14 protein-coding genes are annotated in these 15651 nt (G+C 44.0%); 6 read left to right on the forward strand and 8 right to left on the reverse strand.

Annotated features, from left to right (window positions below; genetic code table 11):
• Positions 1–49: 49 nt before the first annotated feature.
• Positions 50–1426, forward strand: coding sequence for a DUF5689 domain-containing protein (locus tag FGM00_RS19175; protein ID WP_138854469.1), 1377 nt, complete (start codon positions 50–52; stop codon positions 1424–1426).
• 73 nt (positions 1427–1499) lie between these two features.
• On the opposite strand, the gene FGM00_RS19180 is transcribed toward FGM00_RS19175, so the two are convergent.
• Both FGM00_RS19180 and katG read right to left on the reverse strand, forming a co-directional pair.
• Positions 1500–2126 (reverse strand): DinB family protein, encoded by a 627-nt coding sequence (locus FGM00_RS19180; protein ID WP_138854470.1) that lies wholly within the window; start codon positions 2124–2126, stop codon positions 1500–1502.
• Between the two features lie 256 nt (positions 2127–2382).
• Positions 2383–4632 (reverse strand): catalase/peroxidase HPI, encoded by a 2250-nt coding sequence (gene katG / locus FGM00_RS19185; RefSeq protein WP_138854471.1) that lies wholly within the window; start codon positions 4630–4632, stop codon positions 2383–2385.
• Positions 4633–4808: 176 nt separating this feature from the next.
• Between katG and FGM00_RS19190 the strand changes: the two genes are divergently transcribed.
• Positions 4809–5288: an ankyrin repeat domain-containing protein gene (locus FGM00_RS19190; protein ID WP_138854472.1), complete on the forward strand. Its 480-nt coding sequence runs from the start codon at positions 4809–4811 to the stop codon at positions 5286–5288.
• A 133-nt stretch (positions 5289–5421) separates the two neighbouring features.
• Here FGM00_RS19190 and FGM00_RS19195 read toward each other — a convergent pair whose 3' ends face one another.
• Positions 5422–5691, reverse strand: coding sequence for a SemiSWEET transporter (locus FGM00_RS19195; protein ID WP_138854473.1), 270 nt, complete (start codon positions 5689–5691; stop codon positions 5422–5424).
• 168 nt (positions 5692–5859) lie between these two features.
• On the opposite strand from FGM00_RS19195, the gene FGM00_RS19200 reads away from it, so the two are divergent.
• On the forward strand, positions 5860–6483 hold the full coding sequence (locus FGM00_RS19200) for an NUDIX hydrolase (protein ID WP_138854474.1): 624 nt from the start codon (positions 5860–5862) through the stop codon (positions 6481–6483).
• A 95-nt stretch (positions 6484–6578) separates the two neighbouring features.
• Positions 6579–7352, forward strand: coding sequence for an amidohydrolase (locus FGM00_RS19205; RefSeq protein WP_138854475.1), 774 nt, complete (start codon positions 6579–6581; stop codon positions 7350–7352).
• Here FGM00_RS19205 and FGM00_RS19210 read toward each other — a convergent pair.
• Both FGM00_RS19210 and FGM00_RS19215 read right to left on the reverse strand, forming a co-directional pair.
• Entirely contained in the window at positions 7336–8949 is a 1614-nt protein-coding gene (locus FGM00_RS19210; RefSeq protein ID WP_138854476.1) for an Ig-like domain-containing domain, read from the reverse strand. The two genes, FGM00_RS19205 and FGM00_RS19210, sit on opposite strands and share 17 nt — an antisense overlap.
• A 121-nt stretch (positions 8950–9070) precedes the next feature.
• The gene (locus tag FGM00_RS19215) at positions 9071–9784 is read right to left on the reverse strand and encodes a ComF family protein (protein ID WP_138854477.1); all 714 of its coding nucleotides are present in this window, start codon (positions 9782–9784) and stop codon (positions 9071–9073) included.
• Positions 9785–9826: 42 nt separating this feature from the next.
• Between FGM00_RS19215 and FGM00_RS19220 the strand changes: the two genes are divergently transcribed.
• The gene (locus FGM00_RS19220) at positions 9827–10723 is read left to right on the forward strand and encodes a hypothetical protein (protein ID WP_138854478.1); all 897 of its coding nucleotides are present in this window, start codon (positions 9827–9829) and stop codon (positions 10721–10723) included.
• A 59-nt stretch (positions 10724–10782) separates the two neighbouring features.
• Positions 10783–12327 carry a glycine--tRNA ligase gene (locus FGM00_RS19225; protein WP_138854479.1) on the forward strand — a complete coding sequence of 515 codons (1545 nt, stop codon included), beginning with the start codon at positions 10783–10785 and terminating at the stop codon, positions 12325–12327.
• A gap of 70 nt (positions 12328–12397) precedes the next feature.
• Here the strand turns inward: FGM00_RS19225 and FGM00_RS19230 are convergent, their stop codons facing one another.
• The 3 genes from FGM00_RS19230 to FGM00_RS19240 form a co-directional block, all read right to left on the reverse strand.
• A complete protein-coding gene (locus tag FGM00_RS19230; RefSeq protein WP_138854480.1) occupies positions 12398–14479 on the reverse strand; it encodes a TonB-dependent receptor family protein in 2082 nt (693 codons plus the stop codon).
• Between the two features lie 28 nt (positions 14480–14507).
• Positions 14508–15044: a DUF3575 domain-containing protein gene (locus FGM00_RS19235; protein WP_175416276.1), complete on the reverse strand. Its 537-nt coding sequence runs from the start codon at positions 15042–15044 to the stop codon at positions 14508–14510.
• A gap of 85 nt (positions 15045–15129) precedes the next feature.
• Positions 15130–15651, reverse strand: coding sequence for a hypothetical protein (locus tag FGM00_RS19240; RefSeq protein ID WP_138854481.1), 522 nt, complete (start codon positions 15649–15651; stop codon positions 15130–15132).

Genomic DNA, 15651 nt, shown 5'->3' on the forward strand with positions numbered 1-15651 from the left:
GCCTAAAGGATATCAGGTTTAGGGCGTATTTTAAATGGAATAAGTAATTATGGTTACAAAAGCATCGATTTGTCAAAAGGCTCCTAGTGTTCTTTTTGGACTGTTTTTACTCTTCGCCTGTGTGAAAGACAAAAATTTTGACCTGCCGACAAAGAGCTGTTCAACTGATTTAATAGCAAATACCACCTACGCTGAAGTTAAGGCATTATACCAAGATGAAACGTTTCAAATTCAAGATGATCTCATCATCGAGGGCTATGTAGTTTCATCGGATGAAGCGGGCAATTTTTTTAGCGTTCTTTATTTTCAAGACAGCCCGGTCGATCCCAAAGAAGGCTTTCAAATAGAATTGGATGTGCGCGATTCCCATTTGTTCTACCCAATCGGGAGTAAAATTATTATAAATCTGAAGGGCTTGTATCTGGGCAGGAGCAAGGGTGTCTTTAAGATAGGAGGTGTTTTTACATCTTTTGGGAATGTATCGGTAGGAAGGCTTCCGGCAGCGATTGTAGACAACCATATTTTCGTCTCTTGCGAAGAAGTAACGGATATGGTACCGACGAGCATCAATATTACCGATGTTGAAGAAAATCTCACCAACACCTTGGTACGGTTGAACGATGTGGAAATTCTAGAAGAGCAGTTGTCCGAATCATTTGCGGTTCCAAAGGAGGAAACGGAACGCACTCTGACCAATTGTAATGATAACGAACTGATTTTAGTAAATAGCGGCTTTTCTGATTTTCAGGCAGAACTATTACCCCAAGAAAATGGAAGCATCACAGGTGTTCTCTTACGCGAAAACGACAACTACTTTTTGGCGATTCGGGACCTAGCCGATATCGAATTCGATAATGAGCGCTGCGCCGATTTGGTCGATGAGTTTACGGCTACGACGATTTTTATTTCCGAACTGGCCGACCCCGATAACAACAGTGGGGCGCGATTTGTAGAACTTTACAATTCTGATGAGCAAGCCTTATCGTTAAAAGGATGGATGTTGAGACGCTATACGAATGACAACACTGAAGTCAGCTCGACCATCGACCTATCCGCATTCGTCATAGCACCACAAAGTACCTTGGTTGTCTCACCTAATGAAGCTGAATTTGAAAGTGTGTATGGCTTTGCTCCCGACTTGGGCGTAGGTACCAATAGCCCTGCGGATTCCAATGGTGATGACAATCTCGAATTGATAGATCCCTTTGGAACGGTCATAGATACTTTTGGCATAGTGGGCGAAGATGGGACAGGAACCGACCACGAATTTGAAGATGGCAGGGCGTTGCGACGTGTGGAAATTACGGAAGGAAACCCCATCTACACGAGCAGTGAATGGATTGTCTTTAATGACTCTGGCGATTCCGGAACCGTCAATCAACCTCAAATTGCTCCCGAGGATTTTTCTCCCGGCCTTCGCGATTAACTATAAAAAAACCTGTCCACGGAATACGTAGACAGGTTTAGAAAGTAGGGTATTTAAATGAGGGCCCTTAGGCTTAGTTATCGTCGTCATCCTCTTCTCCCATCGGGAAGTCTTCGTGGGCGATTACTTCTTCCATCTGCAATACGTGACGTTCGGTATGACCGCTCATAAAGAGAATGATTTGTAAGCCATCAATGGTGGCGAAGGGTAGTTTTCCGTAATGATTCCGTAAATCGTCTTCGGTAGTCTTAACGTACTCGATATGCTCGTCACGCTTAGACATAAAGGCCTCCAGCGTCTCCTCGTGGGAGCCAAATTTACCCATTGGTTCGAAAGGTTCCGGGGTCTTCACTTTGGTGTCTCTTACAGAGATAAAGCCGATTAATTTCTCGTCGCTCATGGTCACGCTATCCCTCATAGCGGTATTGGCAGGTTCTTTTAGGGCACCTTTCAACATGCCATTGAACATATTTTCGGCAATGGCCAAATGTTCGACACACTCCGCTATCGACCACGATTCCGCCGTTGGTTTAAAGTTCAACTGCTCTTCATCAAGTCCGTCTAGGGTACTGGTTAAACGTTCCTTTGTTTGTGTAAGATGTTCCGTGGCCATTTTACGTTCATCGTCTGTAAGACCGGTATTGATAATTCCGAAACTTACCAAGGTTAATACCAATATTGGTAAAATAGTTTTTTTCATTTTTGAGTTATTTAGAGATTATAGTGTTTCTTAAAATAGTAAGAACAAGCAATATAGGCCTAAATAGGATAGGGTCGATATTTTAATTTGAAAAAGGCTTCGGACAAATCCAATAGCTCAACAGATACAATTAAGAATTACTCGAATTTGGAAACGGATTATGTTTGAATCGGTTTGCATTTGGAGCATTAAAAAAGGCAGCCCATTGCCGGACTACCTTTTTCAGTATAGAAATTTAGCTATTGGATTTAAGTGCTTAAGCCAAATCAAATCGGTCTAAATTCATCACTTTGGTCCATGCTGCAACAAAATCATTTAAGAACTTTTGCTGAGAATCTTCACATCCGTATACTTCGGCATAAGCCCTCAACTCTGTGTTGGAACCAAAAATAAGATCCGCACGGGTACCTGTCCATTTAATTTCTCCCGACTTGCGGTCCCGACCTGCAAAAAGGGTTTCGTCGTCGGAAGTGTCTTCCCACATCACGTCCAAATCCAACAGGTTTACAAAGAAATCATTGCTCAATACTTCGCGGCGATTTGTCAATACCCCATGCCTGGATTTATCAAAGTTCGTATCCAAGACGCGCATTCCTCCAACGAGCACGGTCATTTCCGGAGCGGTCAATTTTAAAAGCTGGGCACGATCTACCATCATCGCTTCTGCAGATGTCTTGTAGTCGGGGTTTTTATAATTTCTAAATCCGTCGGCCTTAGGTTCAAGTGCTACAAACGATTGAACATCCGTTTGGGCGGCCGTGGCATCGGTACGACCTGCGGTAAAGGGTACGTTGATGTCGTGACCTGCATTTCTTGCAGCCTCTTCGATACCGGCACTTCCGCCTAGAACAATTAGGTCCGCCAATGAAACTTTCTTACCGCCGGACTGGGCGCCATTGAATTCTTTTTGGATGCCTTCAAGTACACCGAGAACCTTATACAGTTGGGCAGGATTGTTTACCTCCCAGTCTTTTTGAGGGGCCAAACGAATACGGGCACCGTTGGCGCCGCCACGCTTATCGGAATCACGATACGTCGATGCAGATGCCCAAGCCGTCGCAACCAATTCTGAAATGGACAATCCGGAAGCGAGTAATCGTTTTTTCAATTCGGTAACGTCAGCAGTATTTACTAATTCATGATCGACCGCCGGCACAGGATCCTGCCAAATAAGTTCTTCTTTTGGCACCTCAGGTCCTAAATAGCGCGCTATTGGTCCCATGTCCCTATGGGTCAATTTAAACCAAGCACGGGCAAAGGCGTCTTCGAGTTCTTTGGGATTTTCATGAAAACGTTTTGATATTTTGTAGTAATCGGGATCCATCTTCATTGCCATATCGGCATCAGTCATCATCAAATCTTGTGCTTTTGTGGCATCGCCTGCACGCGGCGCCTTTCTAGCTGCCGAAGCTGCTGTGGGTTTCCATTGGTTCGCTCCCGCCGGGCTTTTGGTCAACTCCCAGTCGTAGCCCAACAACACTTCAAAATAATCGTGGTCCCATTCGGTCGGGTTGGGTGTCCAGGCACCTTCAATGCCGCTGGTGATGGCATCATCCAGAACACCGGTACCAAATGAATTTTTCCATCCCATGCTTTGCTCCATAATGGTTGCACCGGCCGGTTCGGGTCCAACATACTCGTCCGGATTGGCGGCGCCATGTGCTTTACCGAACGTATGCCCGCCTGCGGTAAGCGCTACGGTTTCCTCATCGTTCATGGCCATACGGCCGAAAGTTTCCCGAATCAATTTCGCCGTTCCCAGCGGATTGGATTTTCCATTGGGTCCTTCAGGATTTACGTAGATGAGGCCCATATGGGAAGCCCCAAGATTTGCCTCCAACTCATACTCGCCGTCAGAGAATCGCTCTTCATTGCCCATCCACTCGGTTTCAGAACCCCAATAGATATCTTCTTCAGGCTGCCAAATGTCTTCCCGGCCACCGGCAAAACCGAATGTTTTAAAACCCATGGATTCCAAGGCGCAATTTCCTGTAAGGATCATTAAATCTGCCCAAGATAGTTTTTTACCGTATTTTTTCTTGATAGGCCATAAAAGCAATCTTGCCTTATCCAAGTTGCCATTGTCGGGCCAACTGTTCAGTGGGGCAAAACGCTGTGACCCTGAGCTAGATCCGCCTCGGCCATCGCCAATGCGGTAGGTTCCCGCGCTGTGCCACGCCATGCGAATCATAAATGGCCCATAATGGCCGTAATCTGCCGGCCACCAATCCTGTGATGTGGTCAAGGCCGTTACGATATCTTTTTTGACCGCTGCCAAATCCAAAGATTTGAACTCTTTCGCGTAATCAAAGTCCTCATCCATCGGATTGCTCAGTTCCGAATTTTGACGAAGTACATTCAATCGCAATTGATTGGGCCACCAGTCTAAGTTTGTGGTTCCACCACCGGCGGCCTGCTTTAATGTGCCTCCCAAATAGGGGCATTTACTAGAATCGTTGATATCCCAAGCTTCACCGTGGGAGTCGTTGTTCTTACTATTATCCATTGTGCTATCTATTTTAAATGAGTGTATCTGTAAAGCTACCAAAATGTTCGTTGAAATGCATAGTTGTAAACTTGTTTTGTATTATGTGGTTATCGATATTATCTATGGAGGAGATTATGTTGTATAGGCCCTGAGAATTGTTTGATTCTTGAAGGTTTTTCGATAATTTGGACCCCATGAAGCATACGGATACTTTTTTTAATGACATACGCAATGGTAATATAGACGCCGTAAAAAGTGCGCTTTTGGAACATCCGAAGCTTGTAGACGCTATAGATCAGCGCGGTAGCACCCCATTGATTTTGGCCACGTACTACAATCATGGGGAAATAGCCGAAGTGTTATTGGAGAATGGTGCCAAAATCGATGCGAAAGATGCATCGGGCAACACGGCTTTGATGGGAGTTTGTTTTAAGGGTTTTACTGAAATCGCCGAAAAACTTATCGCCAAGGGAGCGAACCTGAACGCGCAAAATCCCATGGGTGCCAGCAGCCTGATTTATGCAGCTACTTTCAATCGATTGGAAATCGTAAAACTTTTATTGGCACATGGTGCGGACAAGTCGCTTAAAGACGGACGGGGAAATACAGCATTGGACCACGCTAAATTAAAGGGTGAGCCAAAGTTGATCGATTTACTGGAGGGACTCGCTTAAATAAATTCTCGTTGAATTTTTAATAGGGCTGGCGGACAAGGCCGAGCGATACATGAACAGGATAAAATGACCGCCCCTTTGCCAAAAGTTGTTGGTAAAGGCAGTCGGAATATGATTTGTGATCATCGCTGAATCACAACTTCTTGGTAAGCTGCCCTTTCACCATAAAACCAAGAATGATGCCTGCCAGAACCAAGGTTACGAAGTTGCCTACGATAATGGGCATTTGTTCGTTGATAACGCCATAGACTAGCCAAAGTGTTACCCCGGTAACAAATAGCAGGTACATGGGGAAGGACAGACTAGCCGTATTCCTCGTTCTTATCGTTTTGATGGCCTGCGGCAAAAAGCTCGTCGTCGTCAAAAGCGCCGCTATATTTCCTATGATTGCTGTACTATCCATTTTTAGATGCTAAGTAGGTTTATTTTAAAGTACAAAGATTGTACAAAGAGGAAGTTTATACTACAACGGATTTTTCCAGTATATATCGTAAATTACCCTTTGTTTGGTTTTTTATTCTCACTTGAGGATAATTATAAACATTTCACATCATTATATAGAAGTGCCTCCGTGGAGAAAAATCAAGATTTAACACTTATCAAACGTTTAAAAGCCCTAGCCGATACCGGTTTGGTGTATGCAGAAAATGGGTACGAAAAAGAGCGGTATAAAGAATTGCGGGAAATCAGTTTAAAATTAATGGCCTCGATTTCCAAACAACCTCTGGCCGATTTAGAGGAATTTTTCATGCCTGAGAAAGATTATCCTACGGTAAAGGTCGATGTGCGCGGTTTCGTGTTGAACAAAAATGATGAAATCCTGATGGCCAAGGAAAGTACGGATGGTAAATGGACGATTCCCGGGGGTTGGGCCGATATCGGGGATACGCCTTCGGAAGCGGTTTTAAAGGAAATCAAAGAAGAAACAGGTATTCGGGCCAAAGTCGAACGCCTATTGGCTGTCTATGACAAGCGTTGTCATCCGCATCCGCCGCAACCCTTCTATGTCTACAAGCTGATTTTTTTCTGTAAAATAATCAGTGGCGAGCTGAAACATGGTTTTGATATGCAGGGGGCCGATTTTTTTCCCTTGAACAACCTACCACCGTTATCGGAAGATCGTATTCTGAAGTCACAACTAAAGCACTTGTTCGAGCTGACGAAAACAAAGACGGCCGAGGTATATTTCGATTAGAATAAAGTACCAAGGAGTGGGGTAGTTTAAAAGAATTGTCGGTTACAGAACAAGACCGATGGAAATGCTAACTTAGCAATGAAATTTCTATAAAGATGGCCTTAGAACTGAAAATAGCCCTAATTCAAGCCCCATTGATTTGGGAGGGGCCAACAGCGAATCGCGCTTACTTTTCAAATAAAATAGCAAATTGTAGCGGAGTAGATATTATTTTACTTCCGGAAATGTTTACAACGGGCTTTACCATGACCCCTGAAAACCTAGACCGGGAAGAAGGGCGGTTAACTTTGGAATGGATGCAGCAAAATGCTAAGAAAAGCGACGCCGCACTGATAGGAAGCCTTCCATTTTATGAAAATGGAAATTTTACGAACCGCCTTTTTTTCGTAAAACCGAACGGGGCTTATCACGCCTATGATAAACGTCATACATTTACTTTAGCCGGTGAAGACAAAGTCTATAACGCCGGCAATGACCGACTTATCGTTTTATATAAAGATTTTCGTATTTGCCCAATGGTATGTTATGACCTTAGATTTCCGGTATGGGCCAGAAATGACGACGCATACGATGTTGTATTATATGTTGCCAATTGGCCCTTACCTCGAATAAACGCTTGGGATACACTTTTGAAGGCGAGGGCCATCGAAAATCTAGCCTATTGTATCGGCTTGAATCGTGTCGGAACCGATAAATCGGGTCATGAGTATCCCGGTCATTCGGCCGTTTATGATTGTTTGGGCGAGCGAATCGCGTATTCCGAGGAAGAGGAAGTCGTATTTGCTACCTTATCCAAAGAACACATCACCATTACTAGGGAAAAATTGAAATTTCTCGACGATAGGGATCAATTTACTCTGTTAGGGTAAATGTCTCTATTTTTTCCCAATTGGCCCGCATTTCAATTGGTCCGGGATAGTACACCACCCGCTCAGGCTGTATTTTTTGTAGAAGATTTCCGGTATCCCATTTTTGATTGGCATTGGTGTCGAAAATTACCCGCAGCAAATAGGAGGCAGGATTAATAGCATTGAATTCAAAGAGCTGCTCCTCGGTTGCATAGATTTCCCGTTGTATTTCACCCTTTTCATTTGTGAGCTGCACAATTATGGGATAGGTTACGTTACCATCAATGGTTAGGCTCAGATTGCCATAATCGGCCAAACTTTTGGTGCTTAGGTTGTAGTTGGTAGAGTCGTTTTCGATTCCAAAGAAATCGGTAACCGCTCCGGGCAGTAAGGTGACGTTGTAGGATTGGTTTGGTTCGGTCTTAAAATCGAAGTCCACTTTATTTTCAAGACTGTCCAGCGTAACCTTAAAATCGATTGCGATGGAATCGAAAGTTATGATGTTGATTTTTGAAGAATCCAATCGGGTCAGAGGAGTGTTTGCCATGATCTGGTAAGCAGTATTGAAACCTATACTTCCGCTCACATTCGACTGAAGCCGAAGAGAATCAAATTCTACTTTCCTGGCTTTTACATTAAAGGTGTCGATGAGCTTAAGGCGCTCGTTGGTTACCGTAAATAGGATACTATCAGCTTCAAAAGGGGTAAACCAGTAGTTGATGGTATCCTTGTCCCTTTCTTTTAAAAGGGTCGTTCGCACCGTGTCGGGAATAACGCTCAACGGTGCTATTTGCACTCCGGATATATCGCCATAATATCCAAAACTGATTTTATTCTTTGCCGCATAACTAGGAACCGACATAGCATAGTTGGGAATTTCCTTGAACATGTTCAATAAAAAAATAGAATCCGTGGGAATGTTGATGGTATCGGTTATAAAACCGATTTTATCGGTATTTTGATCAAAGATGTTGTTCTTGGCTTCGTCCTTCAAACCAAAAAGCGCATAGCGACCTTCCTTTATGTTCTTGATGGTGAAAATAACCGTACTATCGAGCGTATTTGTAATATAGTTTGGCGGGCGTTTGTAAATCGTTGAGTCGGTATAAGCGGTATCGATTTCATAGAGCATGACGCTTACGAACTCGTCTGCCTTTTGATTGAATGCATCTTTAATAACCCCTTGTATTTCCAGCGAATCGATATAACTTCCCGTAGAAAAAACGTAGGTAAGAAAAGGGCTCGGGTTGCCTTCGTTGTTATCAACGATACTTTGGCCAAAGTTTAGGGTATAGGTGGTGTTTTCCTTTAAGGTATCCTTAATCTTGATTTCCACATATTTATTGGTGCCCCCTTGAGGACTTATTTCCGGGAGGTACTTTAAAGGAGGTGAAACGATGAGCTGTTCTTGTAGTTTTTCAAGCTTAATATACTCATCAAAATATAACCTGATCCGATTCGCCTTGAAGTTTATGGTCATATTCTCCGGTTCGGCTTTTATCAGCACGGGCCCTTGTTCATCTTTCGGGCCACCCGTGGGTGTGCCACGTCTCGCACAATGCACTAGGGCGGCAACCATAAAAAACAAAAAGAAACCCGCCAAAATACGTCGTATCATACCGTTGTGATTCAATACGCAAAGAAACGATTTATTTGTAAAAACCGATTGGCATCCGTTCCTGGACCATCATAAATATATGTTATTTTCCAAATGAAGATGGTAAACGTGTCGCTAGTATTTAGGTCAGGGGTACGACCGATATGCTGGTTATATAGAGCGTGATACCGGGAATCTCCATTAAGGTTCGTCCGCAGATTTCCATCGTGGCCCCGGTGGTAATGACATCATCTACTAGGAGTACATTCTTATGGTGCAATCTTTCGGGGTTTTCAAGAACATAAAGCGATTTGTTCCCTTGCCATCGGCCTATTCTTCCTATTTTGGTCTGTGTTCTCGTATTGGCCGTTTTGTTCAGTACGTTCTCGGCGAGTTCGGCATTTAGGTAATGTGCTAGTTTTTTTGCGAAAAGCGATACTTGATTGTACCCCCGCTTTCGCAGTTTCCGGCGATGTAAGGGTACGGGCACTACAAAATCGATCCTTGTGATTGGCGAATGCCCCTCTTGAAGCAGCTGCCCATACCAATCACCAAGAAAAGCACCTATTTGTGGCTGATTTCTGTACTTTAAATGATGTATTAGCCGTTGCACAATACTGTTTTCCCTGAAAAAAAGGAAAGAACTTGCCTTTTTCACATCAATTCGGCCATAAAATATACGGTCAACGGGATTTTCTACGTTAAAGTTGTAATCGGTGAGTGGTAGGTCGTTCCGACAAAGGGTACAGAGGTGTTCCTCTCCTCGGGATAAATGGGTATTACAACCAAAACAGACCTTGGGTAGGATAACCGTATTGATATCATTTAGTATATTTGCCAGATTACGTATGCCCAAATTCTAACCTATTTAAGTACCCGCTTAACGCTAATTTTTTTGATGGAGAGTCAAGATAATAAATTCAGCAATAATATCACGCTAGCCGCTTTGGCAGCTATAATTCTGGGCATTCTTATTGCCTTTTATTACAGCTACGCCCAGTCCAAAAATCAAATTAATTTTCTACAGGAAGAAAAAGCGATTTTGGTCAAGGACCTTACCTTGATGAAGGCCGATGTTGATCGGCTTGAGGCGCGTAATATGGTCGATGAAATCGAGATTCAAAAGTCGAAACAAAGTGTTGAACGCTTGTTGGATTCTGTGGGCAGACTCAACTTCACCATTGAAAAACTAAGGGAGTTCAAGTCCGAACTTCGAAAATTGGAGGCGAGGAACGATAGCCTGAAGCTTAAAAATAACCTGCTAAAGTATACGAATACCGTTCTAGTCGACAAATACGAAAAAACCCAGAAAGAGATACAAGTGCTTCGTGCCAAAAGCAGTTCTTTGGCGGAGGCGGAGTCTTTACAGCGACGCAAGATGAAAGAGTTGAACGAAGAGCTGAAAGTCAAAAAATACCTTGTAATCGATAACTCCAGGGGTAATGGCGCTCGGGTGAAGGGCGGTAAGCGCATACAGACCAATAAAGCGTCGGTCGTTGAAAAATTGGATGGTTGCGCTGTGGTCGGTAAGGATATGTCCGCTGCCGGCTCCGAAAAGATAATCTACTTCCAATTTCTGGGGCCAACAATGCAGATTATAGAGGACAATGCCAATACCATCACGGTAAATGGTAATGTATATAGTAAGCGAGTGGAGTTCAACTTCGATGGGAACCAAAGGGAGGTTTGCAGTTCAATTTCGCTTCCGTCGGGTTCTTTGGAAAAAGGCACGTATACAATTAATATCTTCGAAGATGAACGCCTGCTGTCCTCAAGCGAGTTCCAGCTAAAATAATTTCCATTTTCCAAAGGCTCTGTTAGGCGAATAGCACTATATTATTCTATTTTTGCCGCATGGCAAATCAAGATGATCTTTTCAAGAAAGTAGTATCCCACGCCAAAGAGTATGGGTATGTATTTCAATCCAGCGAAATTTACGATGGTCTAAGTGCAGTGTACGATTACGCACAAAACGGGGCCGAACTAAAGAAGAATATAAGGGAGTACTGGTGGAAGGCCATGGTACAGCTCAACGATAATATCGTTGGTATCGACGCGGCTATCTTTATGCACCCTACAACCTGGAAGGCATCGGGTCATGTTGATGCCTTTAGCGACCCCTTGATCGACAACAAAGACTCCAAAAAACGCTACCGTGCCGATGTGTTGGTAGAGGATTACACCGCCAAAATCGAAGCCAAAATCGAAAAGGAAGTCAAAAAAGCGGCCAAACGCTTTGGTGACGCCTTTGACAAGAAAGAATTTTTAGCAACGAACCAACGGGTCAAAGACTATCAGGAAAAGGTAGATACGACTTTACAGCGCTTAGGACGTTCGTTGGGAAAAGAGGACTTGGCAGATGTCAAAAAACTCATCGAGGAACTTGAAATAGCCTGCCCCATGTCAGGCTCTCGAAATTGGACGGACGTAAAGCAATTCAATCTCATGTTCGGTACCAAACTGGGTGCTTCGGCCGAAAGTGCGATGGACCTGTATTTGCGCCCGGAGACGGCCCAGGGTATTTTCGTCAACTTCCTGAATGTGCAAAAAACGGGACGTATGAAGATTCCGTTCGGTATCGCACAGACCGGAAAGGCGTTTCGCAACGAAATCGTCGCCCGACAATTTATCTTTAGGATGCGCGAGTTCGAACAGATGGAAATGCAATTTTTCATTAAACCGGGAACCCAACAGGAATGGTATGAAAAATGGAAAGAGAGCCGCTTAAGGTGGCACCTTTCCTTAGGATTGGGTGAAGACAACTACCGTTTTCACGATCACGAAAAACTGGCGCATTATGCCGATGCCGCGGCCGATATCGAATTCAGGTTCCCTTTTGGATTTAAAGAATTGGAGGGAATTCACTCCAGAACGGATTTTGATTTGGGGGCGCATGAAAAATTCTCTGGGAAGAAGCTGCAGTACTACGACCACGAAGATAAGGAGAGCTATGTACCCTATGTTATCGAAACCTCCATTGGTCTGGATCGTATGTTCTTGGCCATATTCTCGAATGCGCTGCAGGAGGAAGAACTGGAAAACGGTTCAACACGAACGGTACTAAAATTACCTGCCGTACTGGCGCCGACCAAGGCAGCCGTATTTCCGCTGGTCAAAAAGGACGGTCTTCCTGATTTGGCCAAAGAAATCATCGACGACCTCAAGTGGGATTTTAATGTACTCTACGACGAAAAAGATGCCGTGGGCCGCCGTTACCGAAGGCAGGATGCCAACGGAACACCATTTTGTATTACCGTGGATCATCAATCGTTAGAGGATAAGACTGTTACCATTCGCCATCGTGATTCCATGGAACAGCAAAGGGTTGCCATCTCGGAGGTTAAAGCGATTATTCACAAAGAAGTGGATATGAAGTCTTGGCTGATGAAAATGGAGTAGGTGAAGGCGTCTCGCTAATGTGGGCCTTTCGATCGACTAGTAAAACCGAACGCCTGGTCCAGACTGGGGTTTAAAGGCGATACCCCAGCCGCAAACTCCCATAAAAATTGCGTTCATCACCTGGATAATAATAGCGCGGTTCATTACCACCGAAGCCTTGGGTATTGATCAATACCGATTGTGCATATACGATATCGAATAGATTGTTGATTCCAAAATCGAATCCCAGAACAAATTTGTCGGACAGTTTTTTACGATACCCCAATCGGGTATGCACCAAGTTAAAAGCATCGCTGGAAAGATTATTGGCATCCGTTAAGGGAATGGCACCCACATGTTGATAAGTGATGTTACAATAAAAGTCGTTGAAGAAGTCTGTTTGAAGTCCACCATGTATGCGATTTTTGGCCACTCCGGTCAGCGGATTGCCTGAAAAATCGTTATCGCCATCAACGAAGGAAATGAATTTATGGTCGTTCAACGTATAATTCAAGAAAGGGGTAAGTTTGATTTTCGGTGAAATATCGAGTAGGTAGCTCAAAGCAAGTTCCAATCCCTGATGCTTCGTTTTTCCAGCATTTCTTCCAATAAATCGGTCATCGTCTACCCGTTCGGCAACCAGTAGATTCCTCACGTTCATTTGGTAGAGCGTAAAATCGATTTTGAATTTTTTGGCGAGGGGATTGAAACGTCCGCCGAATTCATAATTGATTCCCGTTTCCTGTGCGATGTCGGGATTGACTACCCCATCGGGTGTCAAGGTTTCCTCTAGACCGGGGTTGGAAAAACCGCGGCTTACGTTAACGTAAAGCTGGCCACTTTCGGTAAAATCATACTGCATATTGATACTAGGAAGCACGATTGCCTTAAAGTTCCTGATAGCACTTTTATTTTCCGCACCCGAATTGAAAAGATCTCTATAATCGTAATCGGTTTTATTCCAATTAAGCCCTAACTGTATCGAAAAGGTGTCCGTAAAAGGGAGAAGTACTGTTGTAAAAGTGTTGAGCTGATCCCGAAATTCTTTATTTCTTGCAAATAGGTCTCCTGGAAGGCTTCCGTTACCATTGTTTTCTTGGTATAAATTCTCGAACTCGTTCCAACGGTATTCGTCTTTGTAAAGTTCCGCCCCGATATGATACTCGGCTAGAATATCGGATATCTTGAGGTTACCGGAGAAACGTGTGCGGAAGCCGTATCCGTTGGTAAATTCGTCCAGAATTCCGAAAGGTCGTGCTTCGTAATGGTCAAGATAACTATAGAAGATGCTCGTTGTGTTTTTAAGTGCGGGAGTAAATTCATGGGAAAAAGATACTCCGACCAAAGTACTGTTGTTCGCCTCGAACCCTTGCGATGCCCTCCATGTAAAAGTGGCCTGTTGCGGATTTTCCGCAAACGCCGTTGCACCGAGCGAACTGGGAATCTGTGCCGTGTAATCGATGTGGTTGAGAAGTAGCGAAATGGTGTTTCTCGAATTGATTTGGTATGAGGTGTTCAATAAGAGACCATCTCTTTCGAAGTTGCTATTTTCACGATAGCCCTCTGTTTCCGTATGTCCGTATTGAAGTCCTAGCCGCAGTTTTCCGTCAAAATGGTTGAAAGAGAGATTGTTCTTCAGCAACCCAAAAGACCCGATGGTAACATTGTTGGAAAAATTGGTCGAGCGCCCTAAGGCTTCTTTTGGATTAAGAATGATAGCCCCGCCTAAATTCGCGCCAAAAGAGGTGGCTTTTGGCCCCTTTACCACTTCAATCTGGCTAAGGTTTTCGAGGTCAAAAGATTCTATCTCGGAAGTTCCTGCTCCATTCGTTACGGGAATATCATTATAATACAAACGGAGTTTATTGGTGCCAAAGAGCGTTCGGGCACCAATGCCGCGGATAGTGATACGATTGGTATTCAGTGCCCCTGAGAATATATAAACTCCCGGAGTTTGATTGATAGCGGACACCATGCTCACCGGACTATAATTTTGAAACGTCTTTGGCCCGATGACTTCTGAGGGAATGATGCCTACCGTATTTTTCCGTTTTAGGGCATCTAAGAGAATTACTTCATCTAGCTGGGTAATGCTGTCTTTGGGAATAGGTTGCTGTGCGGAAAGAACACATCCAACCAATAGAAGAAGAAAAAGGGAACAGAGGCCTCTCATATATTCGAATAGGCCTTAAAAATAGCCATTAAAATCGATAGCCTAGCGAAACACCACCACGCCCAACAACGCTTGGGGAGAAGTCTGCATTAAGCAGATTACGGCCAAGCCCGCCGTATACTTCTACCATAAAGCCTCTTCGGGTTACAAATTTACCTCCGACCGACACCCCAAGGGCGAAGTCGGCGTACGTAGTATCGCTGATGATATCGTCTCCGAAAAAATCCCTATCGTCTCCGGTATTGTACATGCCAAAACCTTCGACAAAAAATCCCTTGGCATAGCCTCGGGAAAAGTACTGACGGTAATAGGGGGTAATCGAAAACTCACGATACGCGTCCAAGAAATCGTTATCACTACTTTGGTTGATATTGGAGAGTATCGCAATACCCACCGATGACTCTTCGTTCAATAGGCGTTCATAAGCTACATCGGCGAAAGCAAGGGCGATAAGGTTTGAAACGTTGACCTTTAACTCATTTCTATCTTGAGACGGATCAACATCTTGCGCCTGTCCGACGCCAAGCGAGGCAATCAGGCAAAAGGATAAAATAGATTTTTTCATGATGAATAGTGATGTTTTCACGAGCTATTGCTCAAAAAATATGCCAATACAAGTCACCATACGTTTTTTGAAACGGCAAAACAAATCAAAATCGATACCCAACCGATAAGCCTCCTCTATACATAAAGGCAGATCTGAAATCGGGCGTATTGAAATTTCGTCCTATCCCGGCATGAAATTCAAGGGTAAAGCGATCGCTTCTGGTCACCCATTTATGACCACCTCCCAAACCAAGGGCCGCGGTACTGTAATCGATATCGCGTTCGAGCAATTCATTTTCATCTACCTCGTCCTCGCCGGTATAATAGAGGCCGAACACTTCGGCAAAAAATCCTCCCCTAGGCGAAAAACCGAAAAAATACGCCCTCAAATTAGGGCCGATACCAAAACCCCCATTGAAATCGGTAGGTTTACTATCCACATAAAGGGTGCCGCCAATACTGATGTCCTCAGAGAAAAAATATTCGTACGAACCCTCTACAGACCCCGTGGCCAAGAACAAACCTAAATTTAGTTTTATCTCATGGGGGTTATCCAATGACGGGTAGGCTTGAGCCGCGACGCCCAAAGTACTTAGGCTTAATAAAAGCAATAGTATTTTTTTCAT

Source organism: Aggregatimonas sangjinii (assembly GCF_005943945.1).
Classification (GTDB): Bacteria; Bacteroidota; Bacteroidia; order Flavobacteriales; family Flavobacteriaceae; genus Pelagihabitans; species Pelagihabitans sangjinii.